The following is a 17,999-nucleotide window of genomic DNA, read 5'->3' as shown; positions in this document are numbered from 1 at the left end:
GAGTTTTCCTTAACGCATGAGTTCCGACGATCTCGGTTCCGGCGGCGGAGCGCAGCTCTCCCTGCTGCAGGGGTTCACGGCGCCCGCTGCGCCGCGTGGAAAGTCCTCGACGGCCGCCCGGCTGCCGGTGGCCCGTGTGGTGCTTGACTCGCCCTTGCCGCATTTGGATCGTCCGTTCGATTACCTCGTGCCAGCGGAGTACGACGACGACGCCGTCCCGGGTGCGAGGGCGAAGGTGCGGTTCGCCGGTCGTGAGCACGCGGCGTTCATCGTTGAGAGGCGCGAGTTCTCTGACAGTCCCGCCCGCCTTCTGCCCCTCTCCCGCGTGGTCTCGGCGCAGCCCGTTGTCGCACCGGAAATCTTCTCGCTTGCCGCAGCAGTCGCGGCCCGCTACGCCGGTTCCACCAGTGACGTCCTGCGCTCGGCAGTACCGCCGCGCGTGGCGCGGGTGGAGAAGGAATTCGGGATCGATGGCCCGGCGACGTCACCCGAAACGGACACCGGCGACGCCCCGGAAACCGGTGGTGGAACCGGCGGCCGCGGCCTGTTCGCCCGGTACTCCCAGGGCGGTTCCTTCCTGACGCGGCTTGCCGGCGGGCAGAGCCCCAAGGCCATACTGACCAGTCTCGGGGGGTATGGTGCGGCCGGCTGGCCGGCGGAACTAGCTGTTGCGGTGGCAACTGTCTGGGCAACGGGACGCGGCGCCGTCGTCGTTGTTCCGGACCAACGGGACCTGGCACGGGTGGAGGTGGCGCTCACCGAAAGCATCGGCGGAAACCAGTTCGTGCGTCTCACCGCCGAGGACGGCCCGACCCCGCGGTACCGAAACTTCCTGAAGCTGCTGCACGGGCAGGTGCGCGTAGCGGTCGGAACCCGTTCTGCGGCGTATGCGCCGGTGCACGATCTCGGACTGGTCTGCCTATGGGACGACGGCGACGATTCCCATAGCGAACCGCGCGCACCATACCAGCATGTCCGTGACGTCCTGCTCCTGCGCAGCGAGCAGCAGGGATGCGCCCTGCTCTTCGGCTCCCTCTCCAGGAGCGTGGAATCCCAGCGCCTGATCGAGAGCGGCTGGGCACAGCCCATCCAGGCCGACCGTCCCACCATCCGGGTGTCGACACCGCGCATCCTCCATTCTGCAGACACCTTCCACACTGACCGTGAACCCTTGACCCACCGCGTGCGAATCCCGCCTGTGGCCTGGCGCGCGGCGCGGGAGGGGCTGGAGCGCGGTCCCGTCCTCATCCAGGTTGCGCGCACCGGGTTTTCCCCGGCCCTCGCCTGTGAGGACTGCCGCGAGTCCGCCCGCTGCCGGCACTGCGCGGGTCCGCTTGCGCAGTCCGGGCGCGCGGCCGCCGTCGCCTGCAGATGGTGCGGGCGGCCGGAGATTCTCTGGCGTTGCCCGAACTGCCGCAGCCCGCGTCTCAGGTCCACTGTCAGCGGCGCAGCACGCACTGCGGAGGAGCTCGGACGCGCGTTCCCGGGAACCGCCGTCGTCTCGTCCTCGGGTGATCACGTCCTCGACGTCGTCGATGACAAGCCCCGGGTTGTCGTTGCCACACCCGGCGCGGAACCGGTGGCGCCGGCGGGCTATGCGGCGGTCCTGCTCCTTGACGGCAACGCGCTGCTTGGACGGGAGTCCCTGCGCGCCCTCGAATCGACTCTGCAGCGCTGGTTCAGTGCTGCAGCGCTGGCACGCCCGGCAACGGCAGGCGGGGTGGTGGTGGTGACAGCCGACGACGACGCCGCTGCCGGCCACCTCGTCCGTTGGGATCCTTCCGGGGCAGCCGGGAGGGAACTCGCGGGCCGAACCGAACTGGGACTCCCTCCAGCTCTCCGGTATGCAGCCCTCACCGGCACGCTCGTTGCGATCGCCGCCTTCCTTGACGGTCTCGCGCTCCCGCCGTCGTGCAGGATTGTGGGACCGACCGTCGTCTCCGGCGCAGCGAATTCGCCGGATGGTCCGGGAGGCGCCGAGAAAACCGGACAGCAGTCGGCGGCAGGAACGCACCGTTCGCTGCTGTTCTTTAGCTACCGGGACGCGGCGGCCGTGGTCTCATCACTTCGCGCGCGCAAGGTTTCCCTGTCCGCAAAGCGGACAACCGAACCCGTCCATGTCCGGATCGACCCCTTTGACCTCCTGTAGCAGGCTAGGACGCAGACGCCTGGTTACGCACGCGATTCCCGGCATGGAGTTCCCTGGCCTCGACGAGGGCAGATAGGAGCGAGTCCGCGGAGGACTCCCAGGAGTATTCGGCCGCCTGGGCGAGACCTGCTGCGGACACAGATTCCCACCGGCCAGGCTCGGAGAGCGTGCGCACTGCGCCGGTGAAGGCAGCCGGCACACCCGGGTCGACGTAGAGGGCCGCCGTGCCGCCCACCTCCCGGAAAATCGGTGTGTCGGCAGCGATGACCGGCGTTCCGAGCGCCATGGCCTCGATCACGGGCAGCCCATATCCTTCGGCTCGGGAAAGCGTGACCAGCGCCGTCGATCCCAGCAGAAGCTCTTCGTACTCATCGTCGGTGACGCCGTCGTGGAAGATGACGGTCGCTCCAGCCGGAACCAGCGCCTCCAACTCCTGCCGCCGAACAGGCGTGATTCGGCTCAGCAGGTGAAGCGTGTAGTCGTCCAGACCCGCCATGCCGGCCAGCAGGGTCTCGACATTCTTGTACGGCATGAATGAACCCATGTAAAGCAGGGACTTTTCCGGCACCGGCCTTCGTGGGACTCCACTGGAGCCGTTGTGGGTCTTCTCCTGGGGGGCGTTCCCGACGATCCTGATCGGGCGACGGGTGAGCCGATGCTGTTTCATCAGCGTCCGGGTGGTCTGCGAAATGGTGGCGACGACGTCAGCGCGGTTGAGGAGCAGCCGTTGCGGCCAGTACGCCAGGTGGTAGAGCCGCCACAGCGCGCGCACAGGAAGCGGGAGGAAACCGGGCGGCGTAGGGTTCTGGTAGTAGATCAGGTCATGGAGCGTCAGAACCAGCGGATAATGCCGCCCGAACGACCCCATGGTCTGCATCGGACAGAAGACGACGTCGGGCTGCAGCCGGTTGATCCGCCGGGCAACAAACAACTCTGCCGGTGACAGCGGGCTGTTCACCAGCACGTGGGGCGCATCAGGAAGAAGTGCAAGTTGGCGGCGATCGTGAATCAGCATGGTCACCTCTGCCTTGCGGGAGAGCGCCTCGATCAGGCTGGCGCCATAACGGCTGATGCCGTCATGGTGGTCCAGCCGGGTGAACCTCGCATCTATCAGCACCTTCACGTCGCAATGTCCTCCAGGAATTGGGTGATCGTACGGGCAGCAATGTCGGGTGTCTCGTAATGGATCAGATGGCCAACGTCCTCAATGACGGCAAGCTTTGAATCAGGGATCAGTCCAGCGAGGGCCTGCTGTGTCGCGATCGAACCAAGGTCATCCTTTTCCGCGGCAATCAGAAGAACCGGCAGCGACAGGCGTGGCGCGGAGTCCCGGACCGTTCCGCTGATCGAAGCAGTAAAAGCCTGCAGGACCACGTCCCGTGAGGCGAAGGCACTGAAATATGCGCGGTGTTGCCCGTGGATCCAGCGGCGGAGGTCCCGGTTCCGGGTCTTGGCCATCAACTCGCTCATGGCACGGACAATCACCCTGTTCCGCAGCAACAGCTGTCCGGCGTTCTCGGGCAGAACGGCCCCCAGCCTGTAGTACAGCTCAGCGAGGCGCGTCGCGATTCGGCTGGAGCCTTCCAAGGCAGGAGCGCTGATGGGGTTGATGAGCACCAGCGCGCTGAATCTTCCCGGTGCATCCGCAGCGGCATGGCCGGCGATGATGGATCCGAAGGAATGGCCCACGAGCACCGTCTCCGGGCCGAGGCCGAGCGCACTGACGCTCGAGAGCACGAACTCGGCGTACGCCTCGACGTCGTGGTTTCCGGGCAGCGGCTCGGACTGGCCAAATCCGGGGAGATCGGGAGTGATGACCCGGTGCCCAGGCAGCGCCTCGACGATCCGAAGCAGCCCGTGGTGGTCTCCGCGGAATCCGTGCACCATGAACAATGGGGGGCGGACGGGCGCCCTTCGGTCTGCCTCGAAATCCCAGTAACGCTGAATTGTTCCGCGGTACCGCAGCGTGCGCACCGTGGCGGTGCGGTGAAGTTCTATCACGTCAGTTGACCAAATCCGGATGCGAGCCGAAGCGGGTGTCGGCGTTCAACTGGCCGATCGCTGTCATGTCGACCGCGTCCAGTTCGAAGTCGCCGATGTCCAGGTTGCTGGTGATGCGTTCGCGGCTGCTTGCTTTGGCGACCGCCGTAACGCCGGTCTGCAGGTGCCATCGAAGGATCACCTGGGCGGCGGAGCGGTGGTGCTTGGCCGCTATATGGGTGATGGTCGGGTTGCTGAGCAGCCTCCCGCGGCCAAGCGGGCTCCAGGCCTGCGTGATGATGCCGTGTGCCGCGTTGAACTCGCGGAGACTGTGCTGTTGGAGGAGGGGATGGAGTTCGACCTGGTTCAGCGCCGGTACCACTTCGGTTTCCGACAGGAGCCGCTCCAAGTGGTGGCGCTGGAAGTTCGAAACGCCGATCGCACGTACACGCCCGGTGTGGTAAAGCTCCTCCAACGCCCGCCAGGACTCGACATACAGGTCAGAGCCCGGACACGGCCAATGGATGAGGTAGAGATCCAGGTACTCCAGACCCAGTCTCGCAAGCGATTCGTCGAAAGCATCGCGCGTGCTGCGGTAACCGTGACAGTCATTCCAGACTTTCGAGGTCACGAAGATGTCGCTCCGGTCCAGATGACCGTCGCTCACGGCGTCGCGCACCGACTGGCCGACCCCTTCCTCGTTGCCGTAAAGCGCCGCGGTGTCCAGCAACCGGTAGCCCGCTTCCAGCGCGAGGGTGCAGAGACCGTGGGCATCCTCGGAAGAGACCTTGTAGAGGCCATAGCCCAGCCGGTCCATGAGGACCCCATTGGAGAAAGACACCGTGTCCGGTTTATGCATATACCGACTCTACCGAGCACCGCGTGCGATGGCGTTGCCTGTGGCTGCTGTGTTCGGAGCCGGCCGTCAGCTGTGCTGCACCAGGGTGCGTGCGGAACGCTCGTCCAGGATGAGGTCGGTGGCCAGCCCGGCTGCGAGCGCGCCGCGAAGGCCATTGATCTTGGTTTCTCCTGAGACAACGCAGATACGCCTGCTCACCTGTGCCAGGAGCTCAAGTTCGGGACCGGTGCTTCGTTCGTTGAGCACGATGTCGCTGTGCGAGCCGTCGGCCCGGAAGAAGACAGTTGCGACGTCGCCCACTACCCGGCTCTCGCTCAGGATGCGCATGTCATCCTCGTCCAGGTAGCCACCGGAGTACACGTGGCTCGGTATCCCGGCACCCACCGAACCCACGCCGAAGATCGCCATGGTCATCCGGTGCTGAAGATCCAGGATCCGCTTGACGCTACGTTCGGCCCACATAGCTGTCTTGGTTTCTGCGTGATCGAAGAACGCGGGTACCGGAAACTGCTCCACTCGCGCCCCATACGCTGCCCCGAAGCGACGAAGGATCTCACTCGCGTAGGTGATACCTGTGGTTTGCGTATTGCCGGCACCGTTGAGCTGCACAATCGTGCTGTCGTGGGTGACCTTGCGGGTGAGATGGTGGCTGACGGCGCTGATCGTCGAACCCCAGGCGACCCCGATGATCGCGTTCGAGTCAACCAGCGGGCCTAACGTTCGAGCAGCCTGAATGGCAACGCGGTCCAGCACATCGGAGTCGCTGACCAGGTCCGTCACGGGAACCACGTGTGCCTCGACCCCGTACCGGTACCGGATCTCACGTTCCAGCGCGGGGGCGCGGTCGAGCGGGTTGTTGATCTGGATCTGCACCAGCCCGGTTTCCCGTGCCATGGACAGCAGACGGGACACAGTGGACCGCGACGTGCGAAGCTCACGGGCAATGGCGTTCATGGTGAGGTCCTGCAGGTAGTACATCTGCGCGGCTCTCAGGGCGTCGCGGCTTCGCGGCGTGCCGGGCTCAGCCGAGCGCTTGCCGTTCCGGTCGGGCGACGTGCTCATCATCGTGTTCACAGTTTCCCTCGAGCTCTTCTGCACGTTTGTGCATTGCCATTGACGACTATTCCCAACCCTTCGAAGAATAGGGGTCAGATTCTGTTTTCGCCAACAAGCAGGGGAGCAAGTCAACTCGTGAGGAACAGCACCGACCCGGCGTCGTCGTCATCACCGCCAGCGCGCGCGCACCATGAACAAGTCCGGAAGTCCGTACGGCAATTGGAGGACTCGCCGAGAACCTCCGTTCTTATCATCGGCGGAGGAATAAACGGGGTAGGAACATTCCGTGACCTGGCGCTTCAGGACGTCGACGTCACCCTGGTGGAACGCGGCGACTACTGCCAGGGCGCGTCCGGAGCGTCCTCGCACATGATCCACGGAGGTATCCGGTACCTCGAGAATGGTGAGTTCCGGCTCGTCCGGGAGTCCGTGGTCGAACGGAACTCGTTGTTGCGGCTTGCACCCCACTACGTCAAGCCGCTCCAGACGACGATCCCGATCTTCAGCACCTTCGCCGGAATCCTCAGCGCACCGCTGAGGTTCCTCACCCATCGCCAGGGGGCGCCGGGGGAGCGCGGAGCGATCCTCATCAAAATGGGCCTCACGCTCTACGATGCGTTCTCCCGAGCGGGTGGAACGGTTCCCCGGCACAGGTTCGCTGGACGCTCCGCCTCCCTTTCACAGCTGCCGAAGCTTCGGCCGGACGTGAAGTATACGGCCACCTACTTTGATGCCTCGGTGCACAACCCGGAGCGGCTGACACTCGACGTCCTGCGCGACGGCCTTGCCGCGAATCCCGCAGCACGTGCGCTCAACTACGTAAGCGCGGTGGGAAGCAACGACGACGGCGTCATCCTCCGTGATGAACTCACCGGTCACACCTTCGAAGTAGCCGCCGACGTCGTCGTCAATGCCACCGGCGCCTGGGTTGACGGGACCAATACCGCGCTCGGGCAGCGGAGCAGCTTCATGGGTGGCACAAAGGGATCCCACATCGTGCTGGACCACCCCGAACTGCTCGTCGCCTGCGCCGGACGTGAAATCTTCTTCGAGCACTCTGACGGAAGGATCGTTCTCATCTATCCGATGGGGGAGCGGGTGCTGGTAGGGACCACGGATATCGAAACCGACCTGGACTCTCCGGCGGTGTGCACCGATGACGAGATGAAGTACTTCTTCGACCTCATTGGGCACGTGTTCCCCTCGATCTCCGTGGGACGCCAAAGCGTTGTCTACTCCTTCTCCGGTGTGCGGCCCCTGCCGCGCCATGACGATACCCAGCCCGGCTTCGTTTCCCGCGACTACCGGATCGAACACGGCAGCACCGGCGGGACCCCGCTTCTGAGCCTAGTCGGCGGAAAATGGACGACCTTCCGTGCACTGTCCGAACACCTGACCAACGAGGTGCTCTCCCTGCTTCAGCGGAGCAGAACAGTAACGACCTCGAAGCTGGCGATCGGGGGTGGACGGAACTTCCCGCAGAGTCCGAACGAAACAGCGGACTGGATTGCTGCGAACGGCGCGGGTCTACCTGCCGAACGTACGAAAACCCTACTTGGCCGTTATGGCACCCGCGCCGCGGATGTCGCTGCGTTCCTCACCTCCGGCGAAGACAGGACGCTGGGCTCAACGCATGAGCTTTCCGTCCGCGAACTCGCCTACATGGTGGAACACGAGCAGGTCCAGCACATTGACGATGTCCTGATCCGTCGCACGTCGCTGGCCTTCAACGGACTGATCAGCGAGGAGCTGATCGAGGAGGTGGCCGGAGTCCTGAGCGACCTCCTCGGTTGGTCCATTACGGAGCGCGAGAATGAGCTTACCCACGTCCGCCACGTGCTGGCCCAACAGCACCGGGTGGACGTCCATAGTCTGGTCGCGTAAGCATTCGCGATCAGCAGCAGTCCTTCCGGGCAGCTGCTACCAACGGCATCAGTTGCCGCAGGGAGTAACACGGTACCGCGACCCTCACGGTGCCGGGGCTCAACAGCCCACAGGTGAATAAATAGAGGAGTCAAAGATGTCTCTGGAAGTATTCGTCGCCGAAATGTTCGGCACGTTCATGCTGCTGTTGCTGGGCACCGGAGTCGTGGCGAACGTCGCGCTTGCCGGGACAAAGGGCAATAACGGCGGGTTCCTGATGGTCAACTTCGGATGGGGACTTGCCGTCTTCGCCGGTGTCTATGTGGCCGCGCTCTCTGGCGCCCACCTGAATTTCGCCGTGACGGTCGGTCTCTGGGCGAACGGGGATACCGCGGAGTTCGCTCCCGGCGTCGATAAGAACTTCGTGAACGCGCTCGGCTATCTTGCAGCCCAAATGATCGGGTCGATTCTGGGCGCGGTAGGTTGTTGGCTCGCCTACAAACAGCATTTCGACGATGAGCCGGATCCCGCCAACAAGCTCGGTGTCTTCTCGACCGGTCCTGCGATCCGTTCCAGCGCGTGGAACCTTATCACCGAGATCATCGGAACGTTTGTCCTGGTCTTCGTCATCATCTCCTTCGCTGGAACACCGACACAGATTGGGCCATTGGCCGTCGCACTTCTCGTCGTCGGAATCGGCGCCTCACTCGGCGGCCCCACCGGCTACGCCATCAACCCCAACCGCGACCTCGGGCCGCGCATCGCCCACGCCTTCCTCCCGATCAAGGGTAAGGGCAGCAGCGACTGGAGCTACGCCTGGGTTCCGGTAGTCGGACCAATCATCGGAGGCCTTCTCGGCGGACTGGTTGCCATGCTCATCACCTTCCCGACACCCGCCTGATAACCCGCAAGCGTCTACCAACCCAATTCCAACAACTCAACGAGGAGCAGCAATGCCGCAGCAGTACGTCATAGCCATCGACCAGGGAACCACATCAAGCCGCGCCATCGTGTTCGACCATCAGGGAAATATCGTCTCCTCCGGCCAGAAGGAACACGAACAGATCTTTCCCAAGGCAGGCTGGGTGGAGCACAACCCCATCGAGATCTGGGACAACACCCGAGAGGTCATCGGCAACGCCCTGTCGAAAGCCAACCTGACCCGCCACGACATCGCCGCTGTAGGCATCACCAACCAGCGGGAGACCGCCGTCGTCTGGGACAAGAACACCGGTCAGCCCGTTTACAACGCCATCGTCTGGCAGGACACACGCACCCAGCCCATCGTCGACGAACTCGCAGCCGACGGCGGAGTCGAACGCTTCAAGCAGCAGGTCGGCCTGCCGTTGGCCACCTACTTCTCCGGAACCAAGATCAAATGGATCCTCGACAACGTGGACGGCGCGCGCCAGAAAGCCGAATCCGGCGACCTGCTCTTCGGCAACACGGACTCATGGGTCACCTGGAACCTCACCGGCGGCACCGATGGCGGAGTGCACATCACCGACGTCACGAACGCCTCAAGAACGCTGTTCATGGACCTGGAGACGCTCAGCTGGGACACCTCTATCCTCGAGACTTTCGGCGTGCCGGCATCGATGATGCCGGCCATTAAATCCTCATCCGAGGTCTACGGGAACGTCCACAGCTCGCAATTGCTCCGCGAGGTTCCCGTCGCAGGTATCCTCGGCGACCAGCAGGCAGCCACCTTCGGCCAGGCCGCCTTCGACAAGGGCGGCGCAAAGAACACCTACGGCACCGGCAACTTCATGATCGTGAACACAGGAGAGGAGATGGTGCACTCCACCAACGGACTCCTCACCACCGTCTGCTACAAGCTCGGAGACGCCAAACCGGTGTACGCCCTCGAAGGATCCATTGCCGTCACCGGTTCACTGGTGCAGTGGCTCCGGGACAACCTGGGCATCATCAAATCCGCACCCGAGGTCGAACAACTCGCCGACACAGTGGAAGACAACGGCGGCGTCTACATTGTCCCGGCCTTCTCCGGCCTCTTCGCCCCCTACTGGCGCTCCGACGCCCGAGGCGCGATCGTCGGACTCACCCGCTTCGTCAACAAGGGACACATCGCCCGGGCAGCACTCGAAGCCACCGCCTTCCAGACACGGGAAGTCCTTGACGCAGCAAACGCGGACGCCGGCGTCAACATGGAGGACCTGAGAGTCGACGGCGGAATGGTCGCCAACGACGCACTGATGCAGTTCCAGGCCGACATCCTCGGCATCCCCGTCATCCGCCCCAAAGTCACCGAAACCACAGCGCTCGGCGCAGCCTACGCCGCCGGCCTCGCCGTCGACTTCTGGAAGGACACCGACGAACTCGCCGCCAACTGGTCCGAAGACAAGCGCTGGACTCCGGCGCTCGACGACGCCGAAAGGGAACGGCAGTTACGGAACTGGAAGAAGGCCGTCACGAAGACCTTCGACTGGGTGGACGAGGACGTTAAGTAGCTCCTCCTTCAGCGCGCGGCTGTCGCTTTCGGACCCGTTTGGTGCGCATGTTGCCTCCGCGCGGACTCGGCCACCGCGGGCCCTGCCCGCTCCGCGATGCCCAACCACTCCGGGGCATCGCGGTGGCCGACCCCACGCTTGAGGGTGTCCTCTAGCGGCACTCGGGCGGACAGATCATTCGCTGTTGCTCGCCTACATGAAAAGTCACGGACGCCCGCGTTGCTCAGGCGTCCGTGACTTTAGGTATTGGGTAAAGAGGAGGGGAGGGGTTAGCGGAGGACCTCTCCCGAGACGTTGTCAGGGTTGCCAAAACGGTGCGCCGTTATGGTGATCGCCTGCTCATGCAGGAACGGCAGAAGCTCCAGGCGCCCAGCCTCGGTGACAGGACCGGCGTAGATCGCCACATCCGGGTTACCGTCCGTCGCCCCACACAGCTCAGTGTACCCGCCACCGACCAGGCGGACCCTGGCGAGCTTCGCACCCGCAGCAGCAGCCAGCCACGCGGCGTCGTCCTCCACCCGGTGCGCAACACTGTGTGCTGAAAGAACTGCCGCCAGCGCGGGCGAGAGGGGCTCCGGCGTCGAAACCTGCATGGTCGAACCCGCACGGAGTCCCGCTCCGACAACGCGCACGAAATCGCTCGAATTGCCGGCCTCGTTCAGCCGGACAGTCACAGGTACCGGCAGGTACCGGAACTCGTTTCGTTCGACCCCGAGGCCCGAGACGTCCTCGTGCGTGGCGAAAGTACGGACCCAGTGACGCTGATCGTCTGCCGCGGCACGGGCCAGGAAGCCCTTGTCTGAATCCGGAACCTCGGCCGCATGCAATAGCTGACGCACCGGCCCGCACAGTGGTGCGTGCACATTCCCCGGATGCAGGTCCTCGCGCTCCCAGCTGCCGAGGTGGATCAGGTAATTCGGGCCACCAGCCTTGGCGCCGGGTCCAACGGAGGAGCGCTTCCAACCACCGAAAGGCTGACGCCGAACAATTGCGCCGGTAATCCCGCGGTTCACGTACAGGTTGCCCGCCTCGACTGACTCCAGCCACTGCGTGACCTCATCGGGATTCAGGGTATGGATACCGCCGGTGAGCCCGTAGGCGCTGGCGTTCTGCCATTCGATCGCCTGCTCCAGGGTGTCGGCATGCATCACGCCAAGGACCGGTCCGAAAAACTCGGTGAGATGGAAGTAACTGCCCGGCTTGACCCCGACGCGTACGCCAGGACTCCACAGCCGGCCGGAATCATCCAGCTGACGCGGCTCAACGAGCCATGACTCGCCCTCGCCGAGCGTCGTAAGCGCATCCTTGAGCTTCCCCTCGGCAGGCTCAACAATCGGCCCCATTTCGGTCTCCGGGTCTTGAGGATAACCGACCTTGAGGGACGCGGCAGCGTCGACGAGCTGGTTGCGGAAACGCGCAGACGACGCCGCCGAACCCACCAGGATCGCCAGTGATGCCGCTGAACACTTCTGTCCCGCATGTCCGAATGCCGACCTCACGACGTCGGCAGCAGCAAGGTCCAGATCGGAACTCGGGGTGACGATGAGCGAGTTCTTGCCGCTGGTCTCTGCCAGCAGCGGAAGATCCGTCCGCCAGGACCGGAACAGCTTCGCGGTGTCGTAGGCGCCGGTCAGGATTACGCGGTCCACGTCGGGATGGGAGATGAGGTGCTGACCGACTGGTCCCTCGGTGACATCGGCAAAGATCAGGACATCCTTCGGCACGCCTGCCTCCCACAGCGCTTCCACCAGAACCGCCCCGCTGCGCTTCGCCTGCGGAGCCGGCTTCAGGACGACGGCGCTGCCGGCAGCCAACGGAGCCAGCGCGGAACCAGCAGCTATTGCCACGGGGAAGTTCCACGGGGGCGTTGCCACCGTGAGCTTCGAGGGAACGAACCGCGCTCCCTCGACGGTGTCGAGTTCTTCGGCGAGCAATGCGTAGTAGTTCGCGAAGTCAATCGCCTCTGAAATCTCCGGGTCCGATTCGGCGATAGTCTTGCCGGTTTCGCTTGCGGAGACCTCCACCAGGTCCCCGCGCTTCGCCGCGAGCATCCCCGCCGCCTTGCGCAGCACCTTCGCGCGCTCGGCGCCCGTGAGGGAACCCCAGCCCTGCTGGGCGGCGCGGGCACGTGCGATGGCGGTGTCGACGTCGTCGTTCGTTTCAAGTCTCGAGGACTCGACCAACGCCACTCCGAGGGTGGATCCGGGCACGCGGCTGAGCACGTCCTTTGCCCACTCGCGGATAGCCGGCAGCGAAGGGTCCGAATCCGACTGGTTGTCGAATTCGCCCGCGACGGCTTTGGTGAAGCGGTCCGGAGTCTGGACGCGGTTCGGCGCGGGAACCCCGCCGTCAAGCTCCTTGAGCGATGCCAGGAAGCGGTTCTTCTCGCGCTCGAAGAGTTCCTCGTTTCGCGTGAGCTCGAAGACTGCGCTCATGAAGTTCTCCTGGCTGGCGTTCTCCTCGAGCCGGCGGATCAGGTAGCTGATGGCGACGTCGAATTGCTCGGGACGCACAACAGGTGTGTACAGGAGAAGGGAGCCGACATCCTTGCGGACTTCCGCGGCCTGGTCCTCGGCCATGCCGAGCAGCATCTCGAACTCGATCCGGTCCTGAACCCCGCGGGCCACAGACAGGCTTCGTGCCAGCGCGATGTCGAACAGGTTGTGGCCGGCAACGCCGATCCGGACGGCGTCTGCATTTTCGGGACGCAGCGCCCAGTCGAGGCAGCGCTTGTAGTTGGTGTCGGTCGCCTGCTTGCTGGGAAGGGTGGCAGGCTCCCAGTGGTGGATGGCGGCGTCAACGAGCTCCATGGCCAGGTTGGCGCCCTTCACCAGACGGACCTTGATCGCAGACCCACCCGCAGCGCGGCGGGCCTGCGCCCACTCCGTCAGGTCCTGCAGGGTGGCGAGGGCGTCCGGCAGGTAGGCCTGGAGCACGATGCCGGACTCCAGGTTCTTCAGCTCAGGAGTGTCCAGGATGCGCTTGAAGACAGCAACCGTGAGGTCGAGGTCGTGGTACTCCTCCATATCCAGGTTGATGAACTTCGGCGCAGGCGAGGAAGCGGCAAGCCTGTACAGCGGGATCAAGCGCTCCGTGACGCGGTCAACGGTGCCTTCGAAGTCCCACAGATTCAAAGTGCTGACCACCGAGGAGACCTTGATCGATACGTAGTCGACGTCGTCTCTTGCCAGGAGTTCGCGGGTGCCTGCCAGCCGCGCATCGGCTTCCTTATGTCCGAGAACGGCCTCACCGAGGAGATTGATGTTCAGCCGGATGCCTTCTCCGCGCAGCGATGCAATGGCCTTGCCCAGGCGCGCGGGCCGGGCGTCGACAATGAGGTGTCCCACCATTTCGCGTAGAACCCGCTGCGCCACGGGGACCACAACCCCGGGCAGCGCCGGAGCCATGACGCCGCCCAGCCGGACCGCGCCTTTCATATACCAGGGGAGGAACGACGGCGTCTTCCGCGCCAACTGGGCCAGGTTGCGGGCCGCGACGGCGGGGTCTTCCGGCCGGATTACGCGGTCAACGAACCCGATCGTGAAGTCGAGTCCATCCTGGTCCTTCAGCACTTCGGCCAGGAGCTGCGCGGACTTCGACCCGCGGGACGGCGTGGCGGCCGGCACGTATGCGGGGTCGTCCAGGTGCAACCAGCGGCGGACCAGTGCAACGGCGTCGTCGCCAAGGGTCTGCGGCGACGGATTTGCGGGAGGGAAGGTGTGTGTCATTGTCTCGTCTACCTAACGACGACGGGCCAGCGGACGCCTGGAGGTCCTCCGGAGGGGAGGCTGGCCGATCAGCCGTGGGCGCATTCCGCCTCGGCATCTTATGGGCGCGATAACAGATATCTTGCTCAATGGAAAATATGGTAACCCCTCCTGAGGGAAGCGCTGACCAAAGTGCGCTAAGGTGGAGCTATGTGCGCGCAACTGCTTCTTACCTAGCCGCGCTGACACGCGCGGCAGCCCCTCCCATGTCGAGGGGCTTTTGTGTGTCTGGGGGCCTCATTGCCGCTGGTACACAGGGTTGATGGCAGTTACACCACCACGAACGACGGTCACCAGTGATCAAGAGACAGGGCGAAAACAGTGAGCACCAATTCCACGGCCGAAGAGTCGGACGCCGGTACGTACAGCTTCGCGGACATTGAGGCGAAGTGGCAACCGGTGTGGGAACGGCTCAACACCTTCACGCCGGCCGACGACGGCACGAGGGAACGGCGCTACGTCCTCGACATGTTCCCTTACCCCTCCGGCGACCTGCACATGGGGCATGCCGAGGCTTTCGCGATGGGCGACGTCGTCGCGCGCTACTGGCGTCAGCTGGGACATGACGTTCTGCACCCGATCGGTTGGGACTCTTTCGGCCTGCCCGCGGAGAATGCGGCGATCAATCGCAACGCCCACCCCAGCGAGTGGACCTACGCGAACATCGACACCCAGGCGGCGTCCTTCAAGCGTTATGCGATCAGCGTCGACTGGTCACGGAGGCTGCACACCTCGGATCCCGAGTATTACCGCTGGACGCAGTGGCTGTTCCTGCGGTTCTTCGAGAAGGGTCTGGCCTACCGCAAGGACCATCCCGTCAACTGGTGCCCGAAGGACCAGACCGTCCTGGCGAATGAACAGGTGGTCAACGGGGCCTGTGAACGCTGCGGCAGCCCGGTGACGAAGAAGAGCCTGAACCAGTGGTACTTCCGCATCACTGAGTACGCGGACCGGCTGCTCGAGGACATGAAGCCGCTCTCCGGCCACTGGCCCGAGCGCGTGCTGGCGATGCAGCGCAACTGGATCGGCCGTTCAGAAGGCGCACACGTCACCTTCACCATCGAAGCCGACGGCGGTTCTGACGCCACAGACGTCACGGTGTTCACAACCCGGCCGGACACCCTGCACGGCGCTACGTTCTTCGTCGTCGCTGCTGACGCCCAGTTGGCGGTGGACCTGGTGACTGAAGAGCACGCCGCAGCCCTGGCCGAATACCGCGAACAGGTCAACGCGCTCAGCGATATCGAACGCCAGTCCACTGAACGTGAGAAGACCGGCGTCTTCACCGGCCGCTACGCGATCAACCCGCTCAATGGCGAGAGGCTGCCGGTGTGGGCCGCTGACTATGTGCTGGCGGACTACGGAACCGGCGCGATCATGGCAGTACCTGCCCACGACCAGCGCGACCTCGATTTCGCGCGCGCGTTCGACCTGCCTGTCCGCATGGTGGTCGATACCGGCGAGGATGATCCTGCGGTCACCGGGAAGGCGACGGCCGGCGAGGGAATCCTTGTAAACTCCGGTGAGCTGAACGGTCTGCCGAAGGAAGAAGCGATCCAGCGCGCCATCGAGCTGGTCACTGCGCAGGGGACGGGGGAGCGGACCGTCAACTACCGGTTGAGGGACTGGCTGCTGTCCCGCCAGCGGTTCTGGGGCACGCCGATTCCCATCATCCACTGTCCCGAGTGCGGTGAAATGGCCGTGCCGGACGAGCAGTTGCCGGTCCGGCTGCCCAGCAACCTGCGCGGGGAGGACTTGGCGCCCAAGGGAACCTCGCCCCTCGCCGCGGCATCGGACTGGGTCAACGTTCAGTGCCCGCAGTGCTCTGGGCCTGCCAAACGGGACACCGACACGATGGATACCTTCGTTGACTCGTCCTGGTACTACCTCCGGTTCGTGAACCCAGAGCTCACAGACGCGCCATTCGACACCGAGAAGGTGAACGAATGGCTGCCGGTCGGGCAGTATGTCGGGGGCGTTGAACACGCCATCCTGCACCTGCTGTACAGCCGGTTCTTCACCAAGGTGCTCTTCGACCTGGGTCTGGTTGGTTTCACGGAGCCGTTCTCGGCGCTGCTGAACCAGGGGCAGGTGCTCAACGGCGGAAAGGCCATGAGCAAGTCCTTGGGCAACGGCGTTGACCTGAGCGAACAGCTCGATCGCTACGGCGTGGATGCTGTTCGGCTTACCATGGTCTTTGCCTCGCCGCCGGAAGACGATGTCGACTGGGCCGACGTCTCGCCGTCGGGTTCGGCGAAGTTCCTGGCGCGGGCCTGGCGGCTCGGCGCGGATGTTACCTCCGAGCCTGGAACGCCTCCAGCCGGCGGCGACAGGGCACTGCGGACAGTAACGCACCGCACCGTTGCCGACGCCACCGAGCTGTTGGGTAACAACAAGTTCAATGTGGTCATCGCCAAGGTGATGGAGCTGGTGAACGCTACCCGAAAGGCGATCGACTCCGGCGCAGGCGGCGCTGACCCGGCTGTTCGCGAAGCGGTCGAAGCCACGGCCGTCATCCTGAGCCTGTTCGCCCCCTATACCGCGGAGGACCTCTGGGAGCGGCTGGGCCATCCGGCCTCGGTCGCCGCTGCCGGTTGGCCGGACGTTGATGACTCGCTGCTCGTGCAGGACACAGTCACCGCAGTAGTTCAGGTGCAGGGAAAGGTCCGCGACCGTCTGGAGGTGTCCGCCGACATTTCGGAGGACGAACTCAGGGAGTTGGCACTTGCCACCGAACAGGTGCAGCGAACCCTCGCGGGCAGGGACATCCGAACGGTCATTGTGCGTGCTCCCAAACTGGTGAATATCGTTCCCGCCTGATCGGGTACCCGACAAGGAGCGCTGAACCATGAGATGGTTCGAACGGCGTCCGGCGCCATGGTGGGTAACCAGGGATCCAGAGGCAGGACCGGGAACGACGACGGCGGTCGTCACCGACTCTGCCGCGGCGCTTCCGAATGAGTGGGTAACCGGGGACGGCCCCGCCGTGGGAGTCACCATCGTGCCGATGCCTGTGATCATCTCGGGCCGCCACTACGGGGAGGGCAGCGACAACCTGATCGAGCCATTGTCGGTTGCCCTGGCAGAGGGTGCCGACGTGCGCACATCCCGGCCCGCGCCAGGACAGTTCCAGAGCGTTTACCGGCGGCTGGAAGCTGAAGGTGCAGGGGAGATCGTCTCCATTCACCTGTCAGGCAAACTGTCCGGCACCGTGGACGCGGCCCGCTGGGCTGCGCGCTCGGTCTCCATTCCGGTGCATGTGGTGGACAGCGCGACGGTCGCCATGGCGCAGGGTGCCGGTGTTGCGTCCGCCTGCCTGGCACTGCGGAATGGTGCCGATGCCCAGGAGGCGGCAAAGCTGGCTGCAGAGACCTGCTCCCGCACAAGACTCCTTTTCTACGTGCCCAGCCTGGACCAGTTGCGCCGGGGCGGTCGGATCGGCCCCGCGGCGGGAATGATCGGGACCTTGCTCTCCGTGAAGCCGATCCTGACGGTGAAGGACGGCGCCATTGAGCCCTTGGAGCGTATTCGTACGGCCGCGCGCGCGAAACAACGCCTCGACGAACTGGTAGTGGCGGAGCTGCGGGACCGGCCAGAGGGCAGCATCGCGGCTTTCCACTACTTCGGAAACCGCGCCCAGGCGGAAGCGGCAGCGGCCCGTATCCTGGGCGACGCGGAACCAGTGTTGACCCGCTTGCCTGCCGTATTGGCTGCTCACACCGGTCTTGGCGTCCTTGCGGTCGCTGTCTGCGACCCACTTCGTCGGTTCGGCGGATAGTCTTCCGCGACGACTCCCCGCGAGCTCTGGTCCTCCACATCGGACGCTGTTTGGGCGGCTTATCCACATAGCGCGT

Annotated in this window: 11 protein-coding genes; 6 read left to right on the top strand and 5 right to left on the bottom strand. The window is 64.5% G+C overall.

All coding sequences use genetic code 11. The annotated features are described in order from the left end of the window. Nucleotides 1-16 precede the first annotated feature (16 nt). Nucleotides 17-2,149, top strand: coding sequence for a primosomal protein N' (locus BJ994_RS07590; protein WP_167993021.1), 2,133 nt, complete (start codon nt 17-19; stop codon nt 2,147-2,149). A gap of 4 nt (nt 2,150-2,153) precedes the next feature. On the opposite strand, the gene BJ994_RS07585 is transcribed toward BJ994_RS07590, so the two are convergent. The 4 genes from BJ994_RS07585 to BJ994_RS07570 all read right to left on the bottom strand — a co-directional run bounded on the left by BJ994_RS07585 (nt 2,154) and on the right by BJ994_RS07570 (nt 6,053). Continuing rightward, nucleotides 2,154-3,272 (bottom strand): glycosyltransferase, encoded by a 1,119-nt coding sequence (locus BJ994_RS07585; RefSeq protein ID WP_167993020.1) that lies wholly within the window; start codon nt 3,270-3,272, stop codon nt 2,154-2,156. Further along, nucleotides 3,269-4,150, bottom strand: coding sequence for an alpha/beta fold hydrolase (locus BJ994_RS07580; RefSeq protein ID WP_342450317.1), 882 nt, complete (start codon nt 4,148-4,150; stop codon nt 3,269-3,271). The genes BJ994_RS07585 and BJ994_RS07580 overlap by 4 nt, the downstream gene beginning before the upstream one ends. A gap of 1 nt (nt 4,151) precedes the next feature. Beyond that, the gene (locus tag BJ994_RS07575) at nt 4,152-4,988 is read right to left on the bottom strand and encodes an aldo/keto reductase (protein WP_167993019.1); all 837 of its coding nucleotides are present in this window, start codon (nt 4,986-4,988) and stop codon (nt 4,152-4,154) included. A 66-nt stretch (nt 4,989-5,054) separates the two neighbouring features. Next, nucleotides 5,055-6,053 carry a sugar-binding transcriptional regulator gene (locus tag BJ994_RS07570; protein ID WP_425339371.1) on the bottom strand — a complete coding sequence of 333 codons (999 nt, stop codon included), beginning with the start codon at nt 6,051-6,053 and terminating at the stop codon, nt 5,055-5,057. Nucleotides 6,054-6,179: 126 nt separating this feature from the next. Between BJ994_RS07570 and BJ994_RS07565 the strand changes: the two genes are divergently transcribed. The 3 genes from BJ994_RS07565 (at nt 6,180) to glpK (ending at nt 10,378) form a co-directional block, all read left to right on the top strand. Continuing rightward, a complete protein-coding gene (locus BJ994_RS07565) occupies nt 6,180-7,928 on the top strand; it encodes a glycerol-3-phosphate dehydrogenase/oxidase (protein ID WP_167993018.1) in 1,749 nt (582 codons plus the stop codon). 136 nt (nt 7,929-8,064) lie between these two features. Next, a complete protein-coding gene (locus BJ994_RS07560) occupies nt 8,065-8,808 on the top strand; it encodes an MIP/aquaporin family protein (protein ID WP_167993017.1) in 744 nt (247 codons plus the stop codon). Between the two features lie 52 nt (nt 8,809-8,860). Next, nucleotides 8,861-10,378, top strand: coding sequence for a glycerol kinase GlpK (gene glpK, locus BJ994_RS07555; protein WP_167993016.1), 1,518 nt, complete (start codon nt 8,861-8,863; stop codon nt 10,376-10,378). 269 nt (nt 10,379-10,647) lie between these two features. Here glpK and BJ994_RS07550 read toward each other — a convergent pair whose 3' ends face one another. Continuing rightward, on the bottom strand, nt 10,648-14,106 hold the full coding sequence (locus BJ994_RS07550) for a bifunctional proline dehydrogenase/L-glutamate gamma-semialdehyde dehydrogenase (protein ID WP_167993015.1): 3,459 nt from the start codon (nt 14,104-14,106) through the stop codon (nt 10,648-10,650). Between the two features lie 360 nt (nt 14,107-14,466). Here BJ994_RS07550 and leuS point away from each other — a divergent pair, with 360 nt between their 5' ends. Both leuS and BJ994_RS07540 read left to right on the top strand, forming a co-directional pair. Beyond that, entirely contained in the window at nt 14,467-16,965 is a 2,499-nt protein-coding gene (gene leuS, locus BJ994_RS07545) for a leucine--tRNA ligase (protein ID WP_167993014.1), read from the top strand. Nucleotides 16,966-16,993: 28 nt separating this feature from the next. Then, nucleotides 16,994-17,923 (top strand): DegV family protein, encoded by a 930-nt coding sequence (locus BJ994_RS07540; protein ID WP_167993013.1) that lies wholly within the window; start codon nt 16,994-16,996, stop codon nt 17,921-17,923. Nucleotides 17,924-17,999 lie beyond the last annotated feature (76 nt).

Origin of the sequence: Arthrobacter pigmenti, from assembly GCF_011927905.1 — a bacterium.
Classification (GTDB): domain Bacteria; phylum Actinomycetota; class Actinomycetes; order Actinomycetales; family Micrococcaceae; genus Arthrobacter_D; species Arthrobacter_D pigmenti.
Note: the sequence above shows the minus strand (reverse complement) of the source record. Positions and strands in the feature narration are given on the sequence as shown.